Source organism: Veillonella sp. VA139 (assembly GCF_003992005.1).
Lineage (GTDB): Bacteria > Bacillota > Negativicutes > Veillonellales > Veillonellaceae > F0422.
Window position 1 is genome coordinate 18,066 of record NZ_RQVL01000018.1, and the last position, 25,488, is coordinate 43,553.

Annotated in this window: 30 protein-coding genes; 29 read left to right on the forward strand and 1 reads right to left on the reverse strand. The window is 38.2% G+C overall.

Features of this window, described 5'->3' with window-relative positions:
- Positions 1–9 precede the first annotated feature (9 nt).
- The 4 genes from EO125_RS07110 (at position 10) to EO125_RS07125 (ending at position 3,755) form a co-directional block, all read left to right on the forward strand.
- Complete coding sequence (locus EO125_RS07110) at positions 10–1,302, forward strand: homoserine dehydrogenase (protein ID WP_127148282.1); 1,293 nt, start codon at positions 10–12, stop codon at positions 1,300–1,302.
- A gap of 10 nt (positions 1,303–1,312) precedes the next feature.
- Positions 1,313–2,242 (forward strand): homoserine kinase, encoded by a 930-nt coding sequence (gene thrB, locus EO125_RS07115; RefSeq protein WP_127148283.1) that lies wholly within the window; start codon positions 1,313–1,315, stop codon positions 2,240–2,242.
- An 80-nt stretch (positions 2,243–2,322) separates the two neighbouring features.
- The gene (gene htpX, locus EO125_RS07120; protein ID WP_127148284.1) at positions 2,323–3,186 is read left to right on the forward strand and encodes a zinc metalloprotease HtpX; all 864 of its coding nucleotides are present in this window, start codon (positions 2,323–2,325) and stop codon (positions 3,184–3,186) included.
- Between the two features lie 65 nt (positions 3,187–3,251).
- Complete coding sequence (locus tag EO125_RS07125; RefSeq protein ID WP_127148285.1) at positions 3,252–3,755, forward strand: cob(I)yrinic acid a,c-diamide adenosyltransferase; 504 nt, start codon at positions 3,252–3,254, stop codon at positions 3,753–3,755.
- 114 nt (positions 3,756–3,869) lie between these two features.
- Here EO125_RS07125 and EO125_RS07130 read toward each other — a convergent pair whose 3' ends face one another.
- Positions 3,870–4,220 (reverse strand): hypothetical protein, encoded by a 351-nt coding sequence (locus tag EO125_RS07130; RefSeq protein WP_127148286.1) that lies wholly within the window; start codon positions 4,218–4,220, stop codon positions 3,870–3,872.
- A 71-nt stretch (positions 4,221–4,291) separates the two neighbouring features.
- Between EO125_RS07130 and cobU the strand changes: the two genes are divergently transcribed.
- The 25 genes from cobU (at position 4,292) to dapA (ending at position 25,042) form a co-directional block, all read left to right on the forward strand.
- Entirely contained in the window at positions 4,292–4,879 is a 588-nt protein-coding gene (cobU, locus tag EO125_RS07135) for a bifunctional adenosylcobinamide kinase/adenosylcobinamide-phosphate guanylyltransferase (protein WP_127148287.1), read from the forward strand.
- Entirely contained in the window at positions 4,872–6,392 is a 1,521-nt protein-coding gene (locus EO125_RS07140; protein WP_127148288.1) for a cobyric acid synthase, read from the forward strand. The genes cobU and EO125_RS07140 overlap by 8 nt, the downstream gene beginning before the upstream one ends.
- On the forward strand, positions 6,392–7,369 hold the full coding sequence (gene cbiB, locus EO125_RS07145; RefSeq protein ID WP_127148289.1) for an adenosylcobinamide-phosphate synthase CbiB: 978 nt from the start codon (positions 6,392–6,394) through the stop codon (positions 7,367–7,369). Before EO125_RS07140 ends, cbiB begins: the two co-directional genes overlap by 1 nt.
- Positions 7,370–7,376: 7 nt before the next feature.
- Positions 7,377–8,114 carry an adenosylcobinamide-GDP ribazoletransferase gene (gene cobS / locus EO125_RS07150; protein ID WP_127148290.1) on the forward strand — a complete coding sequence of 246 codons (738 nt, stop codon included), beginning with the start codon at positions 7,377–7,379 and terminating at the stop codon, positions 8,112–8,114.
- A gap of 18 nt (positions 8,115–8,132) precedes the next feature.
- Positions 8,133–9,011, forward strand: a complete 879-nt coding sequence (locus EO125_RS07155; protein WP_127148291.1) for a GHMP kinase — start codon at positions 8,133–8,135, stop codon at positions 9,009–9,011.
- Between the two features lie 8 nt (positions 9,012–9,019).
- On the forward strand, positions 9,020–10,126 hold the full coding sequence (locus EO125_RS07160; protein ID WP_127148292.1) for a histidinol-phosphate transaminase: 1,107 nt from the start codon (positions 9,020–9,022) through the stop codon (positions 10,124–10,126).
- A gap of 1 nt (position 10,127) precedes the next feature.
- Positions 10,128–10,772 carry a histidine phosphatase family protein gene (locus tag EO125_RS07165; RefSeq protein ID WP_127148293.1) on the forward strand — a complete coding sequence of 215 codons (645 nt, stop codon included), beginning with the start codon at positions 10,128–10,130 and terminating at the stop codon, positions 10,770–10,772.
- Positions 10,762–11,487 carry a pseudouridine synthase gene (locus EO125_RS07170; protein ID WP_127148294.1) on the forward strand — a complete coding sequence of 242 codons (726 nt, stop codon included), beginning with the start codon at positions 10,762–10,764 and terminating at the stop codon, positions 11,485–11,487. Before EO125_RS07165 ends, EO125_RS07170 begins: the two co-directional genes overlap by 11 nt.
- Positions 11,488–11,561: 74 nt before the next feature.
- Positions 11,562–12,632, forward strand: coding sequence for a Xaa-Pro peptidase family protein (locus EO125_RS07175; protein ID WP_127148295.1), 1,071 nt, complete (start codon positions 11,562–11,564; stop codon positions 12,630–12,632).
- Positions 12,633–12,646: 14 nt separating this feature from the next.
- Positions 12,647–13,204, forward strand: coding sequence for an elongation factor P (efp, locus tag EO125_RS07180; protein WP_062402805.1), 558 nt, complete (start codon positions 12,647–12,649; stop codon positions 13,202–13,204).
- A 96-nt stretch (positions 13,205–13,300) separates the two neighbouring features.
- Positions 13,301–13,663 carry an Asp23/Gls24 family envelope stress response protein gene (locus tag EO125_RS07185; RefSeq protein WP_127148296.1) on the forward strand — a complete coding sequence of 121 codons (363 nt, stop codon included), beginning with the start codon at positions 13,301–13,303 and terminating at the stop codon, positions 13,661–13,663.
- A 9-nt stretch (positions 13,664–13,672) separates the two neighbouring features.
- A complete protein-coding gene (locus tag EO125_RS07190; protein ID WP_127148297.1) occupies positions 13,673–14,053 on the forward strand; it encodes an Asp23/Gls24 family envelope stress response protein in 381 nt (126 codons plus the stop codon).
- Positions 14,040–14,438 carry a transcription antitermination factor NusB gene (gene nusB, locus EO125_RS07195; RefSeq protein ID WP_127148298.1) on the forward strand — a complete coding sequence of 133 codons (399 nt, stop codon included), beginning with the start codon at positions 14,040–14,042 and terminating at the stop codon, positions 14,436–14,438. The genes EO125_RS07190 and nusB overlap by 14 nt, the downstream gene beginning before the upstream one ends.
- A 1-nt stretch (position 14,439) precedes the next feature.
- On the forward strand, positions 14,440–15,432 hold the full coding sequence (locus EO125_RS07200; RefSeq protein ID WP_127148299.1) for a metallohydrolase: 993 nt from the start codon (positions 14,440–14,442) through the stop codon (positions 15,430–15,432).
- Between the two features lies 1 nt (position 15,433).
- Positions 15,434–16,639 carry an exodeoxyribonuclease VII large subunit gene (xseA, locus tag EO125_RS07205; protein ID WP_127148300.1) on the forward strand — a complete coding sequence of 402 codons (1,206 nt, stop codon included), beginning with the start codon at positions 15,434–15,436 and terminating at the stop codon, positions 16,637–16,639.
- Entirely contained in the window at positions 16,632–16,841 is a 210-nt protein-coding gene (xseB, locus tag EO125_RS07210) for an exodeoxyribonuclease VII small subunit (RefSeq protein WP_127148301.1), read from the forward strand. The genes xseA and xseB overlap by 8 nt, the downstream gene beginning before the upstream one ends.
- Positions 16,842–16,924: 83 nt before the next feature.
- Complete coding sequence (locus EO125_RS07215; RefSeq protein WP_127148302.1) at positions 16,925–17,803, forward strand: polyprenyl synthetase family protein; 879 nt, start codon at positions 16,925–16,927, stop codon at positions 17,801–17,803.
- Between the two features lie 9 nt (positions 17,804–17,812).
- Positions 17,813–18,616: a TlyA family RNA methyltransferase gene (locus EO125_RS07220; RefSeq protein WP_127148303.1), complete on the forward strand. Its 804-nt coding sequence runs from the start codon at positions 17,813–17,815 to the stop codon at positions 18,614–18,616.
- Positions 18,617–18,624: 8 nt separating this feature from the next.
- Complete coding sequence (locus tag EO125_RS07225) at positions 18,625–19,503, forward strand: NAD(+)/NADH kinase (RefSeq protein WP_127148304.1); 879 nt, start codon at positions 18,625–18,627, stop codon at positions 19,501–19,503.
- Positions 19,500–20,072 carry an L-histidine N(alpha)-methyltransferase gene (locus EO125_RS07230; RefSeq protein WP_127148305.1) on the forward strand — a complete coding sequence of 191 codons (573 nt, stop codon included), beginning with the start codon at positions 19,500–19,502 and terminating at the stop codon, positions 20,070–20,072. Before EO125_RS07225 ends, EO125_RS07230 begins: the two co-directional genes overlap by 4 nt.
- A 2-nt stretch (positions 20,073–20,074) precedes the next feature.
- Positions 20,075–20,530 (forward strand): arginine repressor, encoded by a 456-nt coding sequence (argR, locus tag EO125_RS07235; RefSeq protein ID WP_127148306.1) that lies wholly within the window; start codon positions 20,075–20,077, stop codon positions 20,528–20,530.
- A gap of 1 nt (position 20,531) precedes the next feature.
- A complete protein-coding gene (gene recN, locus EO125_RS07240) occupies positions 20,532–22,208 on the forward strand; it encodes a DNA repair protein RecN (RefSeq protein ID WP_127148307.1) in 1,677 nt (558 codons plus the stop codon).
- Positions 22,209–22,216: 8 nt separating this feature from the next.
- Positions 22,217–23,011: a 4-hydroxy-tetrahydrodipicolinate reductase gene (gene dapB, locus EO125_RS07245; RefSeq protein WP_127148308.1), complete on the forward strand. Its 795-nt coding sequence runs from the start codon at positions 22,217–22,219 to the stop codon at positions 23,009–23,011.
- A gap of 90 nt (positions 23,012–23,101) precedes the next feature.
- Positions 23,102–24,133: an aspartate-semialdehyde dehydrogenase gene (locus tag EO125_RS07250; protein WP_127148309.1), complete on the forward strand. Its 1,032-nt coding sequence runs from the start codon at positions 23,102–23,104 to the stop codon at positions 24,131–24,133.
- A 24-nt stretch (positions 24,134–24,157) separates the two neighbouring features.
- Entirely contained in the window at positions 24,158–25,042 is an 885-nt protein-coding gene (gene dapA, locus EO125_RS07255; protein WP_127148310.1) for a 4-hydroxy-tetrahydrodipicolinate synthase, read from the forward strand.
- Positions 25,043–25,488 lie beyond the last annotated feature (446 nt).

Here is a 25,488-nt window from a genome sequence, read left to right on the forward strand (position 1 = left end):
AGATATAGAATGAAGCAAGGCGTAAAGATTGCCCTCTTGGGTTTTGGTACTGTGGGACAAGGTACAGTTGAATTATTAATAAAAAATCTAAATGTCATTCAAAATCGTATCAGTGTCCCGATTACGGTGGACAAAATTTATGTTAGAAATCCAGATAAATATAGTCATGTGATACTGCCTAGTACCGCTACATTTGTAACAGATTATAAAGAGATTTTACAGGACCCATCTGTGGACATTGTGGTGGAAGTTATGGGTGGCACTACCTTTGCCCGCACTTGTATTGAGGAAGCTATTATTGCAGGTAAACATGTGGTGACAGCGAATAAAGATTTATTGGCAGAAGCAGGTCCCTATTTAATGGAACTTGCTACGAAACATCATGTAGATTTGCGATTTGAAGCTAGTGTAGCAGGGGCGATTCCTATTATTCGTGCCTTGTATGATTCCTTTGGTAGTAACCAAATTACGGAAATCATGGGTATTTTAAATGGGACTACGAATTTCATTCTATCGAAAATGAGCGAAGATGGATTAGGCTATGAAGAGGTATTGAAAGAAGCACAAGAATTAGGCTATGCCGAAGCAGATCCTACATCCGATGTGGAAGGCTATGATGCAGCTCGTAAATTAGCCATTTTAGGATCCATCGCTTTCAACAAGCGCATTTTCTTTGAAGATGTAAGCTGTGAAGGGATTACGCAAATTGATGCTAGTGACATTCAATTTGGTAAAGAGTTTGGGTATACTATTAAACTTTTGGGCATCGCTAGAGAAACAAAAAAAGGCTTGTCTTTAAATGTACACCCTGCATTTATTGCCAACACACATCCATTGGCATCAGTGCGTGGCTCTTTTAATGCTGTGTTCTTGCGAGGTAATGGTTTTGATGATGCCATGTTCTATGGTCGTGGTGCTGGTAGCTTACCAACTGGTAGTTCTATCGTCAGCGATATTATGGAAATAGCTCGCAATGTAGCCCAAGGTAAGACTGGGGAAATGAAACAATTCTATTACCCGCAAAAAACAATGTATAGTTCTAGTAAAATTGAGTCTGCTTATTACATTCGTATGACTGTAGATAACTCTACAGGTGTGTTGGCGAAAGTAGCCACAAAGCTTGCGGAACAACGTATTTCAGCTCATTCTGTGATCCAGCGTAAAGCAGATAACGATACGGCTACATTAGCGATCATTACTTCAAAATGTCCTCATGCATATATTCAAAATTTAATCGATTCTTTCAACCATTTACGTGTCGTTAGAGAAGTGGGGAGTGTCATCCGCATCATGGTTGAATAAAGGAGTTTTCATGAAATCTATTACGGTACAAGTACCGGCTACCAGTGCCAATTGTGGACCCGGATTTGATTGTCTAGGAGTAGCACTTAATTTATATAATTTGTTTACTTTTGAGCCTGATGAAGAGGCTACCTCTAATACCTATACCTTTGAGGGATTTGGAGCAGACTTATTAGAACAGGAAGACCACAGCCAAAACCTCGTGGGTATTGCTATGGAGCGAGTGTTTCAAGAAGTCAATGCGACACCAGTCTATGGTCATATCCATTCCAACACACAAATTCCACCATCCAGGGGATTGGGCAGTAGTTCTACTGCCATTGTGGGTGGGTTGCTATTAGCCAATGCCTATTTAAAAGAACCTTTAAACAAGGACCAACTATTACTTATTGCCAATGATATGGAAGGTCATCCAGATAACGTGGCACCAGCTATTATGGGTAATTTAGTTTGTGCCGTAGGCGGTCATGATACAGTATTTCATTCCCACATCGATGTACCTAGCAATTTAACCTTTGCTGTAGTGGTGCCGGAAGTGATTGTAGAAACATCATACGCACGTAGTGTCCTACCGACGGAATTAAGTTATAAAGAAGCCGTTGCCAATGTTGGGTTTGCTACTTTATTCGTAGGGTCTATGATACAAAATCGCATGGATAATTTGTCTGTTGCGTTACAGGATTATCTACACGTACCCTATCGTAAGACATTGATACCGTACTGTGATGATGTATTTACAGCGGCGAAAGAGCATGGTGCTTACGGGTCTACCATAAGTGGATCTGGGTCTACCTTAATTGCCTATTGTTCTCCAGAGCATGCAGTGACCGTGGCAGATGCTATGAGCTCTGTCTTTATGGAACACGATATTGATTGCCGTCGTTTCGTACTCCATGCAGATCGCGAAGGGGCAAAAGTTGTGAAAATTAAATATGAATAGAAAACTTCATGATTCTTTTAAACTTTATATGATATAATCAAGTATATATATTCTAAAAAATATCTAAGTAGGAGGAATACATGAACAATATAAAAACAGCAGCCTTGTTGGCTCTACTCTCTGGATTATTGATGGTCATAGGGCAAGCCGTTGCTGGTCATTCTGGAATGATACTGATGTTTATCATTTCATTGGGTATCAACTTTTACACCTATTGGAATAGTGCCTCTATGGTATTACGTGCCTATGATGCCAAAGAAATTACGGAACAAAATAATCCAAACATCTTTCACATTGTAAAGAAATTAGTTCATAATGCTGGCTTACCGATGCCGAAGGTGTATATTATTGAATCTGAGGTACCTAATGCATTTGCTACAGGACGCGATCCAGAACATGCAGCAGTAGCGGTAACAACAGGGATTATGAATCTATTGACAGATGATGAAATCGAAGGTGTCTTGGCTCATGAGTTATCTCATGTAAAACATAGAGATACATTAATTAGTACTATTGCAGCCAGTATGGCAGGATTTATTGCAATGGTGGCGAATATGTTACAATGGGCAGCTATTTTTGGTGGCCGTGACGATGAGGAAAATTCCAATCCTATCGCCTTGATTGGTACTATCATTTTAGCTCCCTTAGCAGCAAGCTTAATTCAAATGGCTATTTCACGTTCTCGTGAATACTTAGCAGATGAGGAAGGCGCTATGATGAGTGGCAAACCATTGTCCTTAGCCTCTGCGTTAGCCAAAATCGAGCATTATGCTAAGTTCGGTGTGCTGCCTGGTCAGAGTGAAAGCCGAGTATCATCTACAGCACACATGTTTATTATTAATCCTTTAAGTGGAATTTCTTCCACTATGACTCAGTTATTTAGCACGCATCCGTCTACTGAAAGTCGTATTCAACGGTTACGTGAGATAGCGAGTCGCCTATAAAGGTGTGCTATGCACATTAATGTTATAGAAATCGTAAGGTTTCCTAATTGTTAAGGAGGTATACTATGGCAAAAGTGTACACGAAAACAGGTGATGCAGGTTCTACTGGTCTATATACTGGAGAACGTGTAAGCAAAGCATCACAACGTGTTTGTACGTATGGAACGATTGATGAAGCACAAGCCTTTCTTGGAGTAGCCCGTGCGTACTCAGACAAAAAAGCTGTGCAAGACACATTGTTACAACTGGAAAAAGAATTGTGGATGATCATGGCAGATATTTCTAGTTTAGGTCAAGAAGCAACCATTACAGATGAACATGTTGCCAACTTGGAGCACATCATCGACAAATTTGATGAACAATTAGAGCCACTATCTAAATTTATTTTACCTGGTGACAGCAAAACATCAAGTTTCTTACACTTAGGTCGTACCATCGTTCGCCGTGCAGAACGAGACCTATGGAAGTTAGGAGAAACGGAAGAGATTCATATGTCAAATCTTCGCTATTTGAATCGTTTGTCTGACTTGTTATTTATCTTAGCTCGTGTAGAAGACGAAGTACAATAAGCAGTGCATTAAAAAAGAGGTACTCCATAGGGGTACCTCCTTTTAGTATCTCTTAGATTATTTCTATCAAATCTTCTTGGATGTGCTATAATACTATGTATGTAGTTACTGTAATTAATGTTGTACTTCTTGGACATCTACAGTTTTGTTTAGCACATCTTCAGGACTTGGATAGAAGAAATAGATTTGATCAATTTCATTTTTGAATTTTTCACGAATGTGCACGGACAGCAATGTTTCAAACTGAATGATATCGTCTGAGTCCATTACAGCATCCTCCACTAATACAAATAATTGTGGTTCTGCTTTTGGTGCATTCGGTGGCAAACGATCAGGTGAAAGTGGTACATTCACGATGATGCGCACAGAGGCTACATAATTTCCATTTTGATCCTTGATGGCTGCACGATAGGTATGTTCCCATAAGGTTGCCATTAATTGGATGTCTAAGTTTAATAATTCCATAGTTGTCTCCTTTATAATGAACGTATAGTACCTATAATAACTGATAAAGGGCAACTTTGTATAGGGATGTTATGAAAAATCGTATCATATTTTGTACAGGTGGCGCTCGCAGTGGTAAAAGTGAGTTTGCAGAAACACTAGCACTTTCAAAAGAGGGCCAAAAAGGATATATTGCCACAGGGCAAGCCTATGATGAAGAGATGAAGCATCGCATTCATCTGCACCAAGAACGACGTAAAGCTATATGGAATAATTATGAAATTCCTCATACCATCAGTGAACACATTTACACAGTATTGAAAGAATGTTCCGTGGTCTTGGTGGATTGTCTAACTATGTGGACTACTAATTTATTATTACAAGACGGGGAGTTCAGATCCCAAGAGGATATCAATGAACGGGAGAGAGCCATACTTTTAGAAGTACAAGCTGTTTTGGATAGGATTCGTTCCTACGAAGGGGAGCAGGAAAAAACAGTTATTTTTGTGACCAATGAAATTGGATTAGGCATTGTGCCAGAAAATAAACTGGCCCGTATTTTTAGAGATATTATGGGTCGTGTCAATCGTTTAGTGGCTGCAGAAGCAGATGAAGCGTATATGACAATTAGCGGTATGACAATAGATATAAAAGCATTGGAGGTAAGCAACCATGGCTAAAAAAATTATGTTTCAAGGAACAAGTTCGAATGTAGGTAAAAGTATTTTAGCTACAGCAATGTGTCGTATTCTACATAATAAAGGATACAAAACAGTGCCTTTTAAAGCGCAGAATATGGCATTAAACTCCTATGTTACAAAAGCGGGTGATGAAATTGGCCGTGCTCAAGTGGCACAAGCAGAAGCAGCCGGGTTAGAACCGATTGTACAGATGAATCCAGTTCTCTTAAAACCTACGGGCAACCAATCTTCACAAGTGGTGCTCATGGGCAAACCAGTAGGCGTCTATAGTGCTAGAGAATATCACACAAAATACTCCTTATCAGCCTTGGATAAAGTCAAAGAAAGTTTACAATATTTAGATGATAATTTTGATATGATTGTTATTGAAGGTGCTGGTAGCCCTGCAGAAGTCAATTTAAAAGCTAATGATATTGTAAACATGCGTGTTGCCAAGTTAGCAAAGGCTCCTGTTATGCTGATTGCAGATATTGATCGTGGTGGTGCTATTGCCTCTGTTGTAGGCACATTAGAGTTATTGGAGCCTGATGAAAGAGATTTGGTAAAAGGGATTATTATCAACAAATTCCGTGGTGACGTAACCTTGTTGCAACCGGCTTTAGATTTTATTGAGCAAAAGACTGGTAAAAAAGTAGTTGGTGTTGTACCAGCCATAGAAAATCTTGATATTGATGAAGAAGATTCTGTAGCCTTAGAGAGCAAATATAGGGGTGTATCAAAAGAGATTACCATTGCTGTTATGCAAACTCCTAAAATCTCTAATTTCACAGATTTTGATGCCCTTGCCTATGAACCAGATGTATCTGTACGTTTTGTAAAACAAGGGGAACCGATTGGACATCCAGACATGGTTATCTTGCCGGGTTCAAAAAATACACTAGCCGATTTAGCATACTTACAAGAACATGGCTATGATAAGGATATCCATGCCTTAGCAGAAGCTGGTGTTCCAGTGCTAGGCATCTGTGGTGGTAACCAAATGCTAGGGGAAATGCTTTATGATCCAGAAGGGATTGAAGGGGATATTCCTGAACTGAAGGGCTTAGGTTTACTTCCAACAGCGACAACGATGAAAAGTGAAAAATTAACGCACCAAGTTCGTTTCGATGTAAAAGAATTATCCTTCCTAGGAATTAACTATACTGGTGAAGATCTTGTGGGCTATGAAATCCATATGGGAGATACACAGCCAGTAGGATTGGGAGAACGTTGTTTCCACATTCAAAAACGCAGTGATGCCAAGGTCGATGTAATCGACGGCTTTGTCACTAGCAATGGTCAAGTAATGGGGACCTACATTCACGGCATTCTAGATAATGATGGATTACGTCGCTCGATCCTCAATGCATTACGGGCGAAAAAAGGATTAGAACCATTGGATATTGTATTCCGCTACTTTGAACATAAAGAAGCTGCCTATAATCGATTAGCTAAGATTGTAGAGGAACATTTAGATATGGACTACATTAACTCATTATGGGAGCAAGACTAATGGAATGGTTTTTGCACCATCTTGTGTATTTCATTCCCCTAGGAGCCCTAGTAGTGGATACTATGTTTGGGGACCCTAGGAGCAAGTATCATCCAGTGGTATTGATTGGCAATTGTATCTCTTTCTATGAAAGTATTTTGTACAAAAAAAATACCTCTGCGAATCATCAAATCTTGTTAGGCATCTCTACAGTTTTGTTAGTATTAATGTCTGTTATGATTGTCGTAACAGGCTTACTGTTCATAGGTGGCACAATTCATCCAGTGGCCTATTCCATAGTCTCCTTGTTGTGTCTATATATCTCTATCAGTCCACGATGTTTAGCAGAGGCAGGTATAGAAATCGCCAATTTATTACGAAAACAAGATATCCTAGAAGCACGTCGCAAAGTAGGGTGGATTGTAGGCCGTAAAACCAGTGACCTTGATGAAAGTGAAATTACCCGTGCCACTATTGAAACAGTAGCGGAAAATACTGTAGATGGTATTATTTCGCCTCTATTTTGGTTTGTTTTATTAGGACCCTGGGGAGCCATTGGATACCGGGCTATCAATACGATGGATTCCATGTTAGGCTATAAAAATGACCGCTATTTATACTTTGGTCGTTTTGCAGCCCGCTTAGATGATGTAGTCAATTATATTCCAGCTCGACTTACCTTGGTGTTATTCGTAATCGCCGCCTTCCTATGTGGGAAAGACTGGAAACATGCCTTGCGTATAGCAGCTCGTGATTCTGCTAAACATCCGAGTCCCAATGGTGGCTATGCAGAAGCACCAGTGGCAGGGGCTCTACATATTCGTTTAGGTGGTCACAATGTGTACCATGATAAGGTTACATTTCGTGCCTACATGGGAGATCCTATAGAACCGATGGTGGGGCGCCATATTTATCAAACCATATACTTGATGTATACCGTTTCTATATTAGGTGTTCTGTGCACCATGGGTAGTACTTATTTGATTAATCAATGGTAGGTAACATATGAAAGGATTTTTCGTAGGATTACAATTTTTAACACGTTTAAAACTTGTGAATCAAACAGAATGGAAAGTAGAAGACTTCGGGGCATCCGTTACGTATTTCCCCCTTGTAGGGCTTGTCATCGGTGCGTGTATGTGGGCTTTGTACACCTTGGCGAATCCCTATCTTCCTGTATCACTGTTGATGCTCATCTTGGTAATTTTTGAATTTCTATTTACTGGTGGACTTCATGCAGATGGCTTTATGGATACCTGTGATGGCTTATTTTCTGGTCGTGATCGGGAACGTAAATTAGAGATTATGAAAGACAGCCGTGTAGGCAGTAATGGGGTGGTAGGATTTGTCTTTTTAACGCTTTTAAAATGGCAATTACTCGTGAATCTACCAACTGTAGTGGTTCCTTTAGTTCTGATAAGTATGCCTATTTTAAGTCGCTATACAATGGTCATTAGCATTCAAAAGTTTCCGTATGCGAGACCGGAAGGAATTGGCAAATTTTTTGCGGCCAATGCGCCTAAGTATGCCACAGCGGTAGCAACAGTATTGGCATTATTACCAGTGTTCTGCTATGAATGGTTCTATGTGTATTTATTTGCCATTGCCGTATCTGTGAATCTTATCATTAATTCCTATGTGACAAAACATTTGGGCGGTACTACAGGGGATACATACGGGTTTGTATGCGAATTATCGGAGCTTTTCATTATATTGGGAGCTATTATTTTTACTATTCTCTAACTGAAAGGAGGAAGTCATTTGGCATTCTACGTAAGAACACCTGGCACTTGTGGAGAGTTTATTCAAGGCTCTATCAAAGGGCAGCGATTTCTAGTGACATGTCCTATTAATCGCTATTCCTACGCCATTGGTGACGTGCAATATGCACTTCCTCTTTCACCTATATCATTACAGTCAAAGGCCTATCAAGCGTATATAACAGTGCTTGATATTTTGGGAATTGATAGAGCAGCATCAAAGCCTGTATATTTACATTCCGATATCTTACAGGGAAAGGGATTGGCATCCAGTAGCGCCGATATTAGCGTAGTCGCTATGGCAACCGCCAAAAGTCATGGCTACGATCTCTCCATGGAGCAATTAGCGTCTATCTGTTTATCTATTGAGCCTACAGACGCCCCCTTTTATCCTGGCATTGTACAGTTCGATTATTTAAATGGTACTTGTTGTGAATTGTTAGGGACCTGTCCACCCATCCGTATCGTCATGTTTGATGAAGGGGGTACCATTGATACGGTACAATTTAATCATCAGCAGAACTTAGATGCCTTAATCGATGAAAAAGAAGAGTTGATGGTAGAAGCTTTAGCAAAATTTAAAGAGGGTATTCAAAAGCATAATGTAAAACTTATCGGTGAAGCCTCTACCATTAGTTCTTTTGGGAATCAACGGATTTTGCATAAGTCAAATTTATATGCCTTGCATCAAATTGGGGTAGAATGTAACTCTATCGGAACTATTATCGCTCATAGTGGGACTGTACTAGGCTTGTTATTTCCTCCAGATTCACCAAGCATTGTACACTGCTTACAACGAGTAAAACAGGAATTGCCAAATCTTACCTTCATGGATATAGTGGAAACTACAAATGAGGGAATTACTTTCATGGAACGATAAAGGAGCCTATGATGGTGAAAACAATGAATGTACATGGTGGCAACGTACATAAAGCGAGCCGAATATTACAGACTTCCTTAGATCAAATTCTAGATTTTAGTGCCAATATTAATCCATTAGGGATGAGTGCTAAGGGGATAGATGCCGTGAATGACGCATTACACGATGTCATTCATTATCCCGATCCAGATATGACACATCTTTTTTCCATCACTTCTGAACTATGGGATATGCCTAAGGAATGCATTGCCTTTGGGAATGGGGCGGCCGAATTAATTTATGCCATCTGTCGATTACCTGAGATAACAGGGGTCTACGTGCCCGCGCCAGGATTTTCCGAATACAGTCATGGCGCTAAGTCTTGTGGATTACCTATAACAGAATACAAATTGCACTTTGATGCGGAGCTATTTAGATTTTCCTACGATATAGACCACATGCTACAAGACCTAAAGCAAAGTACACACCAACTAGTATATATTGGCAATCCCAATAATCCATGTGGAACATTATGGACAGATCGAGGACCAGAGATATTTGATGTATGCCAAGAGAATGGACATTATCTTGTTTTTGATGAATCTTTCATCGACTTTTTAGGTTCTACCTATTCTATGCGAAACTATGTGAGAGACTACGACAATGTAATCATTGTCCATTCCTTAACTAAGTTTTATGCTGTTCCAGGCTTACGCATTGGTGCCATGATGGCAAATCCTAAGGTCATAGAAACTATCAAAGGATGCATTCCAGCTTGGTCTGTCAATCATTTGGCGCAGGTATACAGTGAACAAGCCCTACAGGATACGGCTTATAGAAAGGAGTCTCTCCGTCTATTAGAAACTGAAAAAGAATGGTTCTATAAGGAACTTTCACAGATAGAAAGTATCCGTATGGTAAAACCTTCTGTGAATTATATATTGGGTCACTTAGATGACAGGTATTCTTTAGAGGATATGATACAATTTTTATATGAACAATCCATTTTGATTCGAGATTGTTCTCACTACACAGGGCTAGGTTCCAATTGGTTCCGAGTGGCTGTGAAGGATAGAGATAAAAACGAAATCCTGATAAACACATTACGTAAGTATATTCAACACAATAGGAGATAGAATGATACAAATTTACTTTGTTCGCCACGGTGAAACCGACTGGAATCACTTAGGTAAACACCAAGGATTTAGCGATATACCATTAAATGAAACGGGGTTAGCTCAAGCAGCTGATGTAGGAGAGGCCCTACGAGATGTGCATTTTGATAGAGCTATCGTTTCAGATTTAGTGCGCGCCAGAGTGACAGGAGAAGAGATCTTAAAAGGTCGATACATTCCTACTACTTTTACCGAAGCATTGCGTGAAATTAACTTCGGTGACTGGGAAAGCTTAACATATTCTGAGATTAATGAACGTTGGCCTGGCCAAATTGAAGCCATCTATGAGGACCCATCAGGAAAACCAATCCCTAATGGAGAAACAGTAGAAATGGTGCAAGAACGTGCTTATACTCGTTTATTAGAAGAGTTAGCGCGTATGGAGGATGGTGAGCGGTTATTGGTAGTTTGTCACGGAGGAACCATACGCACATTATTATGTGCATTAACGGGTATTCCATTGAATTGTTTATGGCGGTTAGCACAGGGGAATACAGCCGTTAGTGTGGTGGATTTCTGGGGTGACCAATCTCCTTATAATCGTATTTGTATATTAAATGATACATCTCATACTCATGTGAGAGAAGGTGGTTACGGTGAGGATTGATAAATTTTTAGCCCATAAGGCTTTTGGTACAAGAAAAGAAGTGCATGATTTAATCAAAAAGGGTCTTGTAAAGGTAAATGATAGTATTGTTAAGAAAAAAGATATGCATATCACTCCCGATGTAGATGTGGTTACGGTTCAAGATCAAGTTGTACAAGCACAATTGGAATATCATATTAAATTTCACAAACCAGCTGGATACGTAACAGCCGTCGAAGATCCTGTAGAACCTACTATTATGGAGTTACTCCCTGAAGAGTTTCAAACTTTGAAAGTATTTCCTGTAGGACGGCTCGATAAAGATACAGAAGGGTTGTTATTATTAACCAATGATGGTCCTTGGGCACACAAGATTATCCATGGTAAAAAGAATATTGGAAAGACCTATTACGTAGAATATAGTGGCACCTTGTCCGACGAAGGTATTCTTCGTATACAAGAAGGTATGCTATTAGGGGATGGTACAGAATGTAAACCAGCACAATTAATTCTTCACAATGATGAGGACGTGATAAGTGAGTCGGGTGAACTTATTCACTCCTGTGAGTTGACGATTTACGAAGGAAAATATCATCTAGTGAAACGTATGATTAGTGCCTGTGGTGGAACAGTAACGTATTTACAACGAATTGCTATTGATAGCATTACACTTGATTCTATTGAAGAAGTGGGAGCTTTTACAGATTTAACAGACGAAGAAAAAGAAATTGTTTAATCGAATCTATTCAATTTGTCATAACTATGCATTATATGGTATCATTAGTTGATGCTTTTTAAGGAGGCGAGACGATGAATGGATTAGTCGCTTTGCAAGCATTCCTAACAGAAGAAACATATGGGGGTGCCATCCTCATAAGCCCTATTAATTTACATTATTTTGCAGGGTTTACAGGGACTACAGGAGTGGCTTTTGTAACACCTAATAAAGCCTATATGATAACGGATAGTCGTTATACAGAACAGGCTAAAGAACAATGTGAAGGGTATGAAGTCATCCAATATGCTGGTGATGTGTATGATACGATTAAGAATATACTAGATTCATCCAACATTGCGCTAACCACATGTTGCTTTGAAGGAAATTATATGAGTGTTGATGCATTTCAAAAAGTTTGTGATACATTAAACGAAACAGAATTTTTATCCTTTGACTTTGCTAGTCTTCGTATGGTAAAACGTGAAGATGAACTACAGTGTTTACGACAAGCCTTTCGCATTGCTGATGAATCATTTGCAGCCATGTTGCCACAACTACAGGTGGGGATGACTGAAAATGAAGCTCGTATTATTTTAGAAACAGAAATGTTAAAACGTGGTTCTAGAGAGCCGTCTTTTACAACTATTGTAGCATCGGGATATCGTTCTAGTATGCCTCATGGGGTAGCTAGTGATAAAGTGATGGAACGAGGCGATTTTGTTACCTTTGACTTTGGTGCTATGTATAGCGGATATCACTCTGATATGACACGAACCATTGTGTTAGGTAAGGCTAGTGATGAACAAAAGAAACTCTATTCTATCGTACTAGAAGCACAAACTCGAGGGGTTGCTTTCATTAAAGAAGGCGTTACCGGTGCTGAAGTAGATGCAGTATGTAGAAATTATATTAAAGAACAAGGTTATGGCTCTAATTTTGGTCATGGTACGGGACATGGTGTTGGTTTAGATATCCATGAATTGCCTGTGGCATCGCCCAAATCAAAAGATGTATTAACTGAGAATATGGTAGTTACTGTAGAACCTGGTATATATATAGCAGGTCATATGGGATTGCGTATTGAAGATACAGTTATAGTTACTAAGGAGGGCTGTGAAAGACTCACAAAAACTCCTAAAGATTTAATAGAACTAGATGTGTAATGGAGGGATTTACAATGATTTCCAGTAATGATTTTCGTCCAGGCGTAACTGTCGAACTTGACGGTAATGTATGGCAAGTAGTTGACTTTCAACATGTTAAACCAGGTAAAGGTGCGGCTTTCGTACGTGCTAAATTAAAAAACCTACAAACAGGTGCTGTAGTAGAACGTACGTTTAATGCTGGTGAAAAAGTGCCAAAAGCTCATGTTGATCGTCGTCGTATGCAATACCTATATGAATCTGATGGAGCATATACTTTCATGGATAATGAAACATATGACCAAATTGAGTTAACAATTGACCAATTAGGTGATGCTAAAAACTTCTTATTAGAAAATATGGAAGTATCCATTATGTTCTTCCAAGGCATTGTAATCGGTATCGACTTGCCTGTAGCTGTTGAGTTACGTGTAGTTGAAACTGACCCTGGTATCCGTGGCGATACTGCAACTGGTGGTAATAAACCTGCTACATTAGAAACAGGTTATGTTGTAAAAGTACCTTTATTCATCGAAGTAGACGATGTATTGCGTGTTGATACACGTACTGGACAATATATTGAACGTGCTTAAACCACAGATTTGATCTTTTAACAACTAGTATAGTATTGTAATTAAAAGCATTTGTTGACCTGTGGTAGGACGACAAATGCTTTTTTTGGTAAATATATGGAAGATAATCGCTTTTTTGAAGGACTGATACAGTTCGATCATTCTGTTTATGAAATGATTGCTACCATGACAGCATTAGAAACTAAAGGTGTTGCGGGTATGAGTACAACATTTGGGGATACAGTCAGTAGCTTATTTGGTAGAAAAAATGCCATGGAAGGTGTAAAAGTACAAGTTTTGGAAGATGGTTCATTACAAGTATCTCTACATATTGCCGTGTATTATGGATATCGGGTTCCAGATATTGCATTACGTTTACAAGAACGAGTGAAAAGTGCTCTTGTATCTATGGCAGATGCTACTGTAAACAATGTTGATATTTATGTGCAAGATATTATTTTTGAAAGTACCATATCATAGGGGATTTGTATGTCAGATCATTTAGAAATAGAAATTACAGATGCCGTTATTTTAGATGTCACAGCAAGAGTATTATCATCATTCGATGAAATTCACTCTATGAGTAAACGATTTTTTGATGGTGTTGTAGATGGTATCTCACAAAAATTAGGGCAAAAAAGTTGGCCTGGAATGAATGTAAAACATAAACGAGATAGCTTTGGAGAGGCTTTTATAGAAATTAATTTATATCTTCGTTTATATTGTGGATCACATCCATTAGAAGTGGCACGACAAATACAACAGCAAGTGCGGCAAGATTTACGAAATATGTTAGACTTATACCGAGTTCGTGTAGATGTACATATCGACGGTTTAGAAAGAAAGGAACCTAATCATGAATCATCGTAGGTTAGCGAGAGTATTTGCATTTGAAACAATTTATGCAGATACATTTTCAGGTGACATAGTTGAGGAGGCGGTGTTAGATACAACTAACATGCAAGGAAAAGCCAATCAATTTGCAGAACAATTAATTGCAGGTGTACGTAGTGAAATAGAACAATTAGATGCAGTTTTACAAGAATTTTCTCCTAAACGTAAAATGGAGCGCTTTCCTAAAGTAGAACTTACTATTTTGCGGATGGCAGCCTGGGAGCTATTACATCCACAAGAGGATACGCCAGCCAAGATTGTCATCAATGAAGCTGTTCTATTAGCAAAAGAGTTTGGTGGAGAGACTTCCTATAAGTACATTAATGCTATTCTTCATAATTTAGCCAAATCGAGACAGTAAGATGGCCTATTATTTAGGAATAGATACAAGCTGTTATACCACATCTTGTGCACTAGTTGACGAAGATGGTAGATTAATACAGGAAGCTAGAAAGTTATTAGACGTACCGCAAGGCAAACGAGGATTGCAACAGTCACAAATGGTATTTCAACATACTCGTGCCTTAGATGAATTGATTCAATCATTAACGTTAGATCAGCCAATTGTAGGTATCGGTGTTAGCGGTTTTCCAAGACGAGAAAAAAATTCTTATATGCCCGCCTTCTTAGTAGGACTCAATACGGCGAAATCACTAGGCCATTGTTTACAAGTTCCTGTACATGTATTTTCTCATCAAGAGAATCATATATGGGCAGCCTTGCGTGAAATTGGTGAAATTCCAGATGGGCCCTTTTTAAGTTTACACCTTTCAGGAGGAACCACAGAATTTGTTCTTTGTGAACGCATTCATAAAAGTGGTTTTAAAGTGCAAATTGTGGGAAGCTCTGATGATATAGCAGGGGGCCAATTGGTGGACCGTCTAGGTGTGTTAATGGGATTACAATTTCCAGCTGGCCCAAATATGGAAACATTGGGACGGCGTATAAAATACAATGTAGATTCGGTGCTCCCTGTATCAGTAAAAGAATCTACCATCAGCTTTGGTGGACCATATAGCGCTGGACGACGATGGTGGGAATCATTACAACATGGACCTATAGATTGGACTGATAGGGAATCATTTAGCACAGAAAAAGATGCACAAATCCTGGCAGCCTCTGTGTTCCATTGTATTGGAAGTTCCCTAGAGAAAGCCTTATCTCATATTTTAACAAAACATAATATTACAACCTTAATTACTGCCGGTGGTGTCATGGCTAATACCTACTTACAAGATCGCTTAGTTCATTGGGGACACCATCATGATTTAGATGTGTTATGTGTATCCTCTAAATATAGTGCAGATAATGCCTCAGGTAATGCCTATGGGGCGAAAGTTGTTGAAGGAGAATAGAATGGATGCTTACTCCGTTGGAGAATTAAATAAAATTATTAAGCAAACCGTAGAGGGAGAATTTCTCTTAAAAAACTGTATTGTAGAAGGCGTTATCTCTAATGTAAAACGTCACAGTACAGGACATTATTATTTTTCTCTCATTGATGATACAGGCTCTATTGATATGGCTATGTGGCGTTCGAAAGTGCAACAACGTGGCTTAGAAGGTGCCCTTGAAAATGGTTTGTTAGTACAAGTACGTGGAAACATTAGTTTTTACGAAAAAACTGGTCGTTTAAGTTTCATTTGTGAAGACATTCGTATTGGTGCCAAAAGTGACTATCAAATTGCCTATGAAAAATTAAAACAAGAACTCTATGCGTTAGGATATTTTGATGAACGGCACAAACAATCTTTGCCACCTGTACCGAGTTGTATTGGTGTTGTTACTTCTGCATCGGGAGCAGTTATACATGATATTTTACATGTAGCATCTCATCGCAATCCATTAGTGACATTTAAAGTATTTAATGTACCTGTACAAGGACCCACTGCAGGCCCTATTATTGCTCGTGGTGTAGCTATGGCAGATGCGGACCCAGATGTAGATCTAATTATTGTTGGTCGTGGTGGTGGTTCTATGGAAGACTTGTGGTGCTTTAATGACAGAGCCTTAATAGAATCCATATTCCACTGTACAACACCGGTTGTATCTGCTGTTGGTCATGAAGTGGATTATACATTATGCGATTTTGTCGCAGATGTAAGAGGGGCTACTCCAAGTCATGCCGCTGAGCTAGCTATCTATCCACTGGTGGACCTACAAGAAGAAGTACAGCAAAAATTAGACTTTATTCACAACACAGTACAGTATCGTATTCAAAAAGAAAAACAACAGTTGTTTTCGATTACCAACCGTAAGATTACTGTACCTGCTATGAACTTGGTCCATCAACAGAAAAATATATTGCAACGCTTTGAACACCTATTACATAGTGCAATACAAAAGAAAACTCAAGATGAATCACGTAAGTTAGCTATACTAGCAACTCAATTAGATAATAAAAATCCATTGTCTAAGGTCATCAAGGGCTTTGCTAAAGTAGATGTTAATGGTGCTCCATTACAAACGATTCAAGATATACAACTTGGCGATAAATTGGATATACATATTCAAGATGGTTCTGTGAAAGCAACTGTACAGGAGGTAACACAACGTGGCTAAATCTATTATAAATTACGAAAAGAAATATACAGCCCTAGAAGAAGTAGTAAAAAAACTAGATGACGAAAGCTTATCTATGCATGAATTGTTAAAAACTTACAAGGAAGGATTAACTCTAGTTAAAGAATGTTCTGATTTATTGCAACTTGTAGAAGAAGAAGTTGAACAAATAATTGAAACTGTACAAGTAGATACGAATTAGGAGACAAAGTACGTTTTTTTAGGTATAATAGAGTTAGAATATTTATACAAAAAATTATTATCTTTCAAAGAATTGAGGATATTATGTTAAAAGAGTACTTGCAACAAAGCAAAGCAGACATTGAAAGTTATTTATCCTCTGTATTAGAATCACCTAATACGGAGTATGCTCGTTTATACGATAGCATGAATTATAGCTTATTGATGGGTGGTAAAAGAATTCGTCCAATTATTACAAAAGCTGTCATTGAATCTTTAGGAGGATCTTGGGAAGCTTATAAAGATGTAGTATGTGCTATTGAATTGATTCATACCTATTCTTTAATTCATGATGATCTACCAGCTATGGATAATGATGATTATCGTCGTGGAAAACTAACTAATCATCGTGTCTATGGCGATGGTATGGCTATTTTAGCTGGAGATGGATTATTAACCTATGCCTTTGAATTAGTTAGCAAACATATAAAATTGTCTGCAGAACAAGTGGTGCAGATCATTCATGTTTTAGCCAAAGGTGCAGGGCCTAGCGGAATGGTAGGTGGTCAAGCTTTTGACCTACAGTCAGAAGGAAAATTCCTACCATTGGATGAATTAATAGTTCTTCACAAAGGTAAAACAGGCGCTTTATTTAGTGCCGCTGTTGAAATTGGTCTGATTATTATGGAGGCCACAACATCCGTAAGAGAGGCCTACCTACGATATGCTGATCATTTAGGTTTATTATTCCAAATTACCGATGACATCTTAGATGTAGTAGGCACGCAAGAAGAATTAGGGAAAACACCTGGCAGTGATGAACGTCAACATAAAGCAACCTATGTATCTATTCTAGGCTTAGATACCGCGAAAGAACGAGCCCAAGAGGTGGCTCATCTAGCATTAACAGCATTGCACGATTCCAATCAAACATCACTTGTTCTTGAAGGTCTAGTCCAATATTTAATGGACCGCACACAGTAGGAGACACCTATGAGTCAAAAAGAACGTCTTGATATACTACTTGTGCAACGTGGTGTATTTGAAAGTAGAGAAAAAGCCAAGGCTGCTATTATGGCGGGACTTATTTTTTCAGGTACACAGCGATTGGATAAAGCTGGCACTAAAGTTTCAGTAGATACACCTTTGGAAGTAAAAGGCAATACCTTACCATATGTGAGCCGTGGTGGCTTAAAGTTGGAAAAAGCTATTGAGTTATATCCCATTGATTTAACGAATGCCGTTATGGTAGATATTGGTGCTTCCACAGGAGGGTTTACAGATTGTGCCTTACAACATGGGGCTGCCAAAGTGTTTGCCATTGATGTAGGATATAATCAATTAGCCTGGAAATTACGGCAAGATCCTAGAGTCATTAACATGGAAAAACAAAATATTCGTACCGTTACACCAGTACAGTTGGGGGAACTTAGCGATTTTATTTCTATTGACGTGGCTTTTATCTCTTTAGATAAGGTGCTTCCAGTAGCGACAACTCTATTGAAGGATACTGGATCTTTGGTAGCTTTAATCAAACCTCAGTTTGAGGCTGGTAAAGAACTAGTCGGTAAAGGTGGAATTGTACGAGAAAAATCAACCCATAGATTAGTCTTAGATCGTATCCTGCATATCGCTAAAGACTGTGGGTTATATTTACATGGACTAACCTATTCTCCCATTAAAGGAATGGAAGGAAATATTGAATTTTTAGGATATTTTACAAAACAAGCAGAGGGTTCCTTAGACATTACTGAAGGGCTTATTACAGCCACAGTAGAGGAGGCTCATCGATTATAGGAGGATCTATGAGAATCGGTTTCTTTCCTAATATGAAAAAAGAGAATATTCGAGATATTTTATCACAAGCAATTACCTATTGCCATACATATGGCATAGAAGTTTATATGCCTAAAGAATTAGAACATCATGATGTATGTGCATTGGGGATAGAAAAATCTCACTTATTACCAAGACCAGAAGTATTTGAACATTTGGATATGGCATTTAGTTTTGGTGGTGATGGTACGATTATTCAATTGGCACGTCAAATCTATCCTTATAATGTACCAATTTGTGGTATTAATTTAGGGGAATTAGGGTTCTTAAACCAAATAGAGCTTGAAAACTTAGAGATGGCTATTGATAGAATTAGTAAAGGAGATTACTACGTAGAAGATCGAATTCATTTGGTTGGTACTCTCCATACACCTGAAGGAGAACGGGTATTGCGTCCAGCTATTAATGATATCGTAGTATCTCGCTCAGAACCGGGTAAAATGGCTCGTATTAATTTGTCGATTAATGGTGGGCATACTCAAATGTATCCTGCTGACGGTTTAATTGTAGCGTGTTCTACTGGCTCTACTGGGTATAACTTATCTGCTGGCGGTCCTATTATGGCACCAGATAATCGGTCTCTTATCGTGACACCTATTGCCCCTCATTTACTGCAAGGCGTATCTTTGGTGCTAAAAGAAAGTGCAAAGATAGATATTACGATGCCAGAGCGTCAGAAAAATCTGCATATTTCTGTAGATGGTACTTTTGATTACGAATTTAGTAATACTGACTCCTTACATATTGAAGCGCATCCACAATATTGTAAATATGTGCGATTTAAAGATCAAAAATTCTTTGCTACTTTGTTTAAAAAGTTGACAGCACGATCTAAGGAGGTACTATGATTCCTCTACACCACAGTGTAGAATTTCAGCATCACCTTTGGTTGGATGTTTTGCCTACAGCTAGAACGATTGTAGATATGACTTGTGGCAATGGACATGACACGGTATATCTATTGTCACATTGTCATAAAAATTCTCATATATATGCCATCGATATCCAAGAAGAAGCACTGAGAAGGACGAAAGAAAAGCTTTTGAAAGAACTTCCGCAGACTATAAAGCAAGTGGATTTCATACTGGGTTCCCATGATAGGGTACTGGAATCACTTCCTGTGTCTACTATCGATGTAATGGTAGGTAATTTAGGATATTTACCGAATGCAGACCATGATATTATGACCCAATCTATATCAACAATTAGAGCTTTATCAAAGGGATTGGCTAAGCTTTCAGTAAACGGATTATGTACCATTGTAGCATATCCAGGAACAGAAACTGGTCGTAAAGAAGCAGAAGACCTAGAAGAATATATAGCGTCTATGAATCAAAAAGAATTTCACTGCAGTATGTGGCGACCATTAAATCAAGCGAATCACCCGCCTATTTTATATATTATTCGTCGGAGGTAATAATGAAACGTTTTCGGTATAACAAGATAAAAGAAATTATTCAAACTAAGGCTATTGAAACACAAGAAGAGTTAGCGCAAGCTTTGGTAGAAGAAGGGATTACTGTTACACAAGCAACGGTATCTCGTGATATTAAGGAATTAATGTTGATTAAGGTTCCTACAGGAGATGGACGCTATCGGTATGCCTTATCTCCTGAAGAAAATATTATGTTATCTAGAACTCGCATCAATCGCTTGTTTCAAGATTCCATTATGCGTATCGACCATGTATTAAATCAAGTTGTGTTGCACACATTGCCTGGTTCTGCCCAATCTGTGGCATTTGCCATTGACCATGCAAAATGGCATGAAGTCATCGGTACCATTGCAGGAGATGATACGATTTTATTGATTTGTAATTCCGTTGAAAGTGTAGAATTGGTGTTAGACCGTATTCAAGACTTAATGAGGGACTAATATGCTAGTACGAATGGGGATTAAAAATTTTGCCCTCATCGAGCATATGCAGTTGGAATTTGCCAAGGGCATTACAATTTTTACTGGGGAAACAGGTTCAGGTAAATCCATATTGATGGATGCCTTTTCCATTCTATTAGGTGAAAGAGCTAGTAGTGAATTTATTCGTCATGAGAAGGACTCTTTTCTCATTGAAGGTGTTTTTGATATTGCTGGAGATACTGTATTACAAGAACTGTTAGTCAATAAAAACATTTTAGTAGAAGAAGATACTTTAATTTTATCCAGAACTTTTAATCGAAACGGTAAATCACAAATTTTGGCTAATGACCAAGTGATTCCATTGAAGGCATTACGTGAAATCGGCACCTATTTAGCAGATATTCATGGTCAATATAGTAACCAACAGCTCTTATTACCAGAAACACATCATATCTATTTAGATTCGTATAATGATGATGCCACGAAGGCTTATGAAAATTACGTAACAGCCTATACTGACTATGCCAGTGCAAAACGACAACTGGAAACATTGCGTGAAGAGTCGGCACAAAGAATACGTGAATTAGATATGTTACGCTTTCAGATTGATGAAATTGAAGAGGCACAATTGCAAACTAATGAAGATACAGCTGTATCGGAAGAGTTAGAACGATTAGATAATTTTGAGCATCTTCAATCAACAATTGCTAGTTGTTATGATGGTATTTATGGTGGCAGAACACCTCTAATTGATGGCTTGAATAGTGTTACTAATGAAGTGACTGATCTTGTTAAATATGATAAAGACATGGAAGAAATAGCTGAGTTATTGCGATCCGCCTATTATCAATTAGAAGAAGCTGCACAAGCTTTAGATCGGTATCGTGATTCCATTAGCTATGACGAAGAGCGATACTTCTATTTACAAGAGAGAGATACACTTATTTACAATTTAAAACGTAAATATGGAGATACCATTGAAAGTATTTTAGCCTTTGAAGAAGCAGCGCAAACTCGACTGGAGCTACTAGAATCTGATGAAAGTGAAGAATCACAGCTAGTGGAATCTGTGGAAACACTAAAGATACAAGCATTACAAGCATTACAGACTCTTACACAGATCCGTCATGCTCATCATAAAGAAATTACCGATGCCTTACAGCAAAATTTAACTCAATTAGGTATGCCAAAGGCAAAGCTAGAATTTGTCATAGAGGGTACTGAAACTTTATCTCCATTAGGAGCTAGCCGCATAGAACTATTATTTTCTGCCAATGCAGGGGAAGCTTTATTACCACTACATAAAGTTGCCTCTGGGGGTGAGTTAGCACGTATTGCCTTAGCTTTTAAAACAGTATTTAATAAAGCAACCCATAAGACCTTAGTGTTTGATGAAATTGATGTAGGCATTAGCGGTGATATAGCTTTACAAGTAGCTAAACAAATTCTTCAATTAAGTTCAGATAATCAGGTGTTCTGTATTACACATCTACCACAAACAGCTAGTGTTGCAAAGCAACACTATCATTTACATAAGGTAGAAGAAGAAGGACGAACAATTTCTAAAGTAACCATTCTTTCAGAAGAGGAACATGTAGCACAGATTGCCCGTATGATGTCAGGACAATCTTTCTCAGATACAGCTATAGAAACAGCTAAAGAAATGATTCAATACTTTCAACAGGAATCATTCTAGGAGGAACAATGAAAGTTTTAGTAAATGGAGCAGCTGGCAAAATGGGCCGTGAGGTTCTAAAAGCTGTTCACAATGATACAGAGTTAACATTAGTGGGCGGGGTAGATCCTACCCATGGTGGTAAAGATGTTAGTGAATTTATAGGTACTAGCCCTTTAGATTGTAAAATATACAGCCAATTAGAAGAAGGTATTGAAGCCGTACACCCAGATGTGATTGTGGACTTTACAACGCCAGCCATTATTTTTGAAAATGCAAAACTTATGTTATCCAAAGGGATTCACGTTGTCATCGGTACCACTGGTCTTACAGAAACACAACGGCAAGAGTTAGATTCCATTGGTAGAGCACATAATGCTAATTGTTTAGTTGCTCCTAATTTCTCACTAGGTGCAGTGATGATGATGAAAACAGCTGCAGAACTAGCTCCCTATTTCCCAGATGTAGAAATCATTGAGTTACATCATAATCATAAATATGATGCACCTTCTGGTACGGCTGTATTGACGGCTAAATTGATTAATGATGCCAAACAAGCAGCCAATGTAAAAGGGGCTGAAGATTTAACTCGTGAGAGTCTACCAGGTGCTCGAGGTGCTAAGGTGGATGATGTGACGATTCACAGTGTCCGTTTACCAGGTTATGTGGCACATCAAGAAGTTATTTTTGGTGGATATGATGAAACGTTGGTGATTCGTCATGATTCATTGAGTCGTTTGTCCTTTATGCCTGGCGTAGTATTAGCTTGTAAAAAAATCAAAGATTTTGCAGGCTTAACCTATGGATTAGAACATTATTTATAATTCTATATTCTATATAATTCTTGCTAAAGAAAAACTTAAATAGTATAATACATATAACTATTCATTAAGTTATAATATGAAGGAGTCACTATGAGAAAACCTCATTTAGCCATATTAGGTGCTACTGGTGCAGTAGGCCAAGAATTTATTACATTAATTGAAGAACGTAAATTTCCTTATGAAAGTATTAAACTGTTAGCATCTGCTCGTTCTGCAGGTAAAGTTTTGACAGTTGATGGTAAAGATTATGTGGTGGAAGAAGCAACACCAGAATCTTTTGATGGTGTAGATATTGCTTTATTTGCAGGTGGTTCTATTTCTAAAACATTGGCTCCAGAAGCTGCTAAACGGGGTGCTATTGTTATCGATAATTCTAGTGCTTTCCGTATGGATCCAGAGGTTCCATTAGTAGTACCTGAAGTTAATCCTGAAGATATTGATACACATAAAGGAATTATTGCTAATCCTAACTGTTCCACTATCATCATGGCACTAGGCTTAAAACCATTGCATGACTTATCCCCTATTAAACGTATTGTTGTGAGCACATACCAAGCTGTATCTGGGGCTGGTAAAGAAGGCATTGAAGAATTAGATTCCCAAGTGGCTCAACATGTAGCAGGGGAAGAGATGGTAGCAAATTTGTTGCCTACAGGCTCTATGGACAAGCATTATCCAATTGCATTTAATTTGATTCCTCAAATTGATGTATTCATGGATAATGGATACTCTAAGGAAGAAATGAAAATGGTATTGGAAACACAAAAGATTTTCCATGATGACACCATTGCTGTAGTACCGACTACTGTACGTGTACCAGTATATCGTTCTCATTCTGAATCTGTCTTAGTAAAAACAGAATCTCCAGTATCTGTAGAAGATTTCAAAGCTGCTTGCGAAAAATTCCCTGGTCTACGTGTGAATGATAACCCAGCAGCACAGGAATATCCAATGCCTTTATACACATCAAATCAAAATGATTGTGAAATCGGCCGTATTCGTAAAGATTTATTTAACGACCATGCTATGAATTTTTGGATTGTAGGAGATCAAATTCGTAAGGGTGCTGCATTAAATGCATTACAAATTGCAGAATACTTAGTAGAACATCAATCTTTCTAATTATACATTTCAGGGGGTGCTAAGATGACAACATTTGGAAATATCTTAACAGCAATGATCACTCCTTTTACTGACGATGGTCATGTAAATTTTCAAGAAGCACTACGTTTAGCCGGATACTTATTAGATAATGGGTCTGATGGCTTAATTGTATGTGGCACTACTGGTGAAAGTCCAAATATTGATGATCGTGATAAACTTGAGCTATTTACATTAATCGCTAAAGAGTATGGTCATCGTGCTACCATTATTGCGAATACAGGTAGTAATTCCACCAAAAAGTCGATGGCTTTAACAAAGGCTGCTAGTCATACTGGAGTTCACGGTGTGATGGCTGTGGTACCGTATTATAATAAACCGAATCAAGAAGGTTGTTATTTACATTTTAAAGCCATTGCAGACAGTACTGATTTACCTGTTATGCTATATAATGTACCTGGACGTACAGGCGGTCGCATAGAACCACAGACAGTGGCTAGATTAGCTAAGGAATGCCCTAATATCACATCTATTAAAGAAGCTACAGGAGATATTAGTATTACTCAACAAATTCGTGCATTACTACCGGGTGATGATTTCATGATTTATTCTGGTGATGATGCATTAGCATTAGATGTAATACAAAATGGGGGAGCTGGAGTTATTTCTGTGGCTGCACATATTGTAGGTAAAGAAATGCAAGAGATGATAGGATTATTCAGACAAGGTAAGGTAAAAGAAGCAAGAGCCATTGAGCTTTCATTAGTGCCAATTTTAAAAGCTATGTTTATTACCACAAATCCTATTCCTGTAAAATATGCAATGAAACAATTAGGTTTTAATACAGGACCATTATTATTGCCATTGTGTGATCCATCTGTAGAAGAAGCGCAGATTATAGATACGGCAATAGAACCATATAAAAGATAATAGAAAAGATAGTAGTCACATCTATGGCTACTATCTTTTACTTTAAAATCTAAATTATGGTTTTTAAGTCCCGTACATAGTATAGTGAAAATTTTTATACTATAACTGTATGTAAGGTGGTGAGGTGTAGAATGAAATCTCTTATAATGAGTCCTGTAGAGGAAACAGATATAGGGGAATTGCAAAAGATTTACGATTATTATGTAAGGTATACATCAATAACCTTTATTGAAGATATGTATTAACATATATAACAAGGAATACTCAAACTAACGATACCAATGAAAGTAGCTGTCATAGTATGGATTGTAATTGTACGCCGAAAATAATAGTTACAAAAAAATATACAAATCAATAGGAGAATAAAAAGGTTCTATAATATATTTTGGGGGGACAGCAAAAGCCACCCCCCAAGGTATATTTTTTTATGCATAAAAATAGGCATA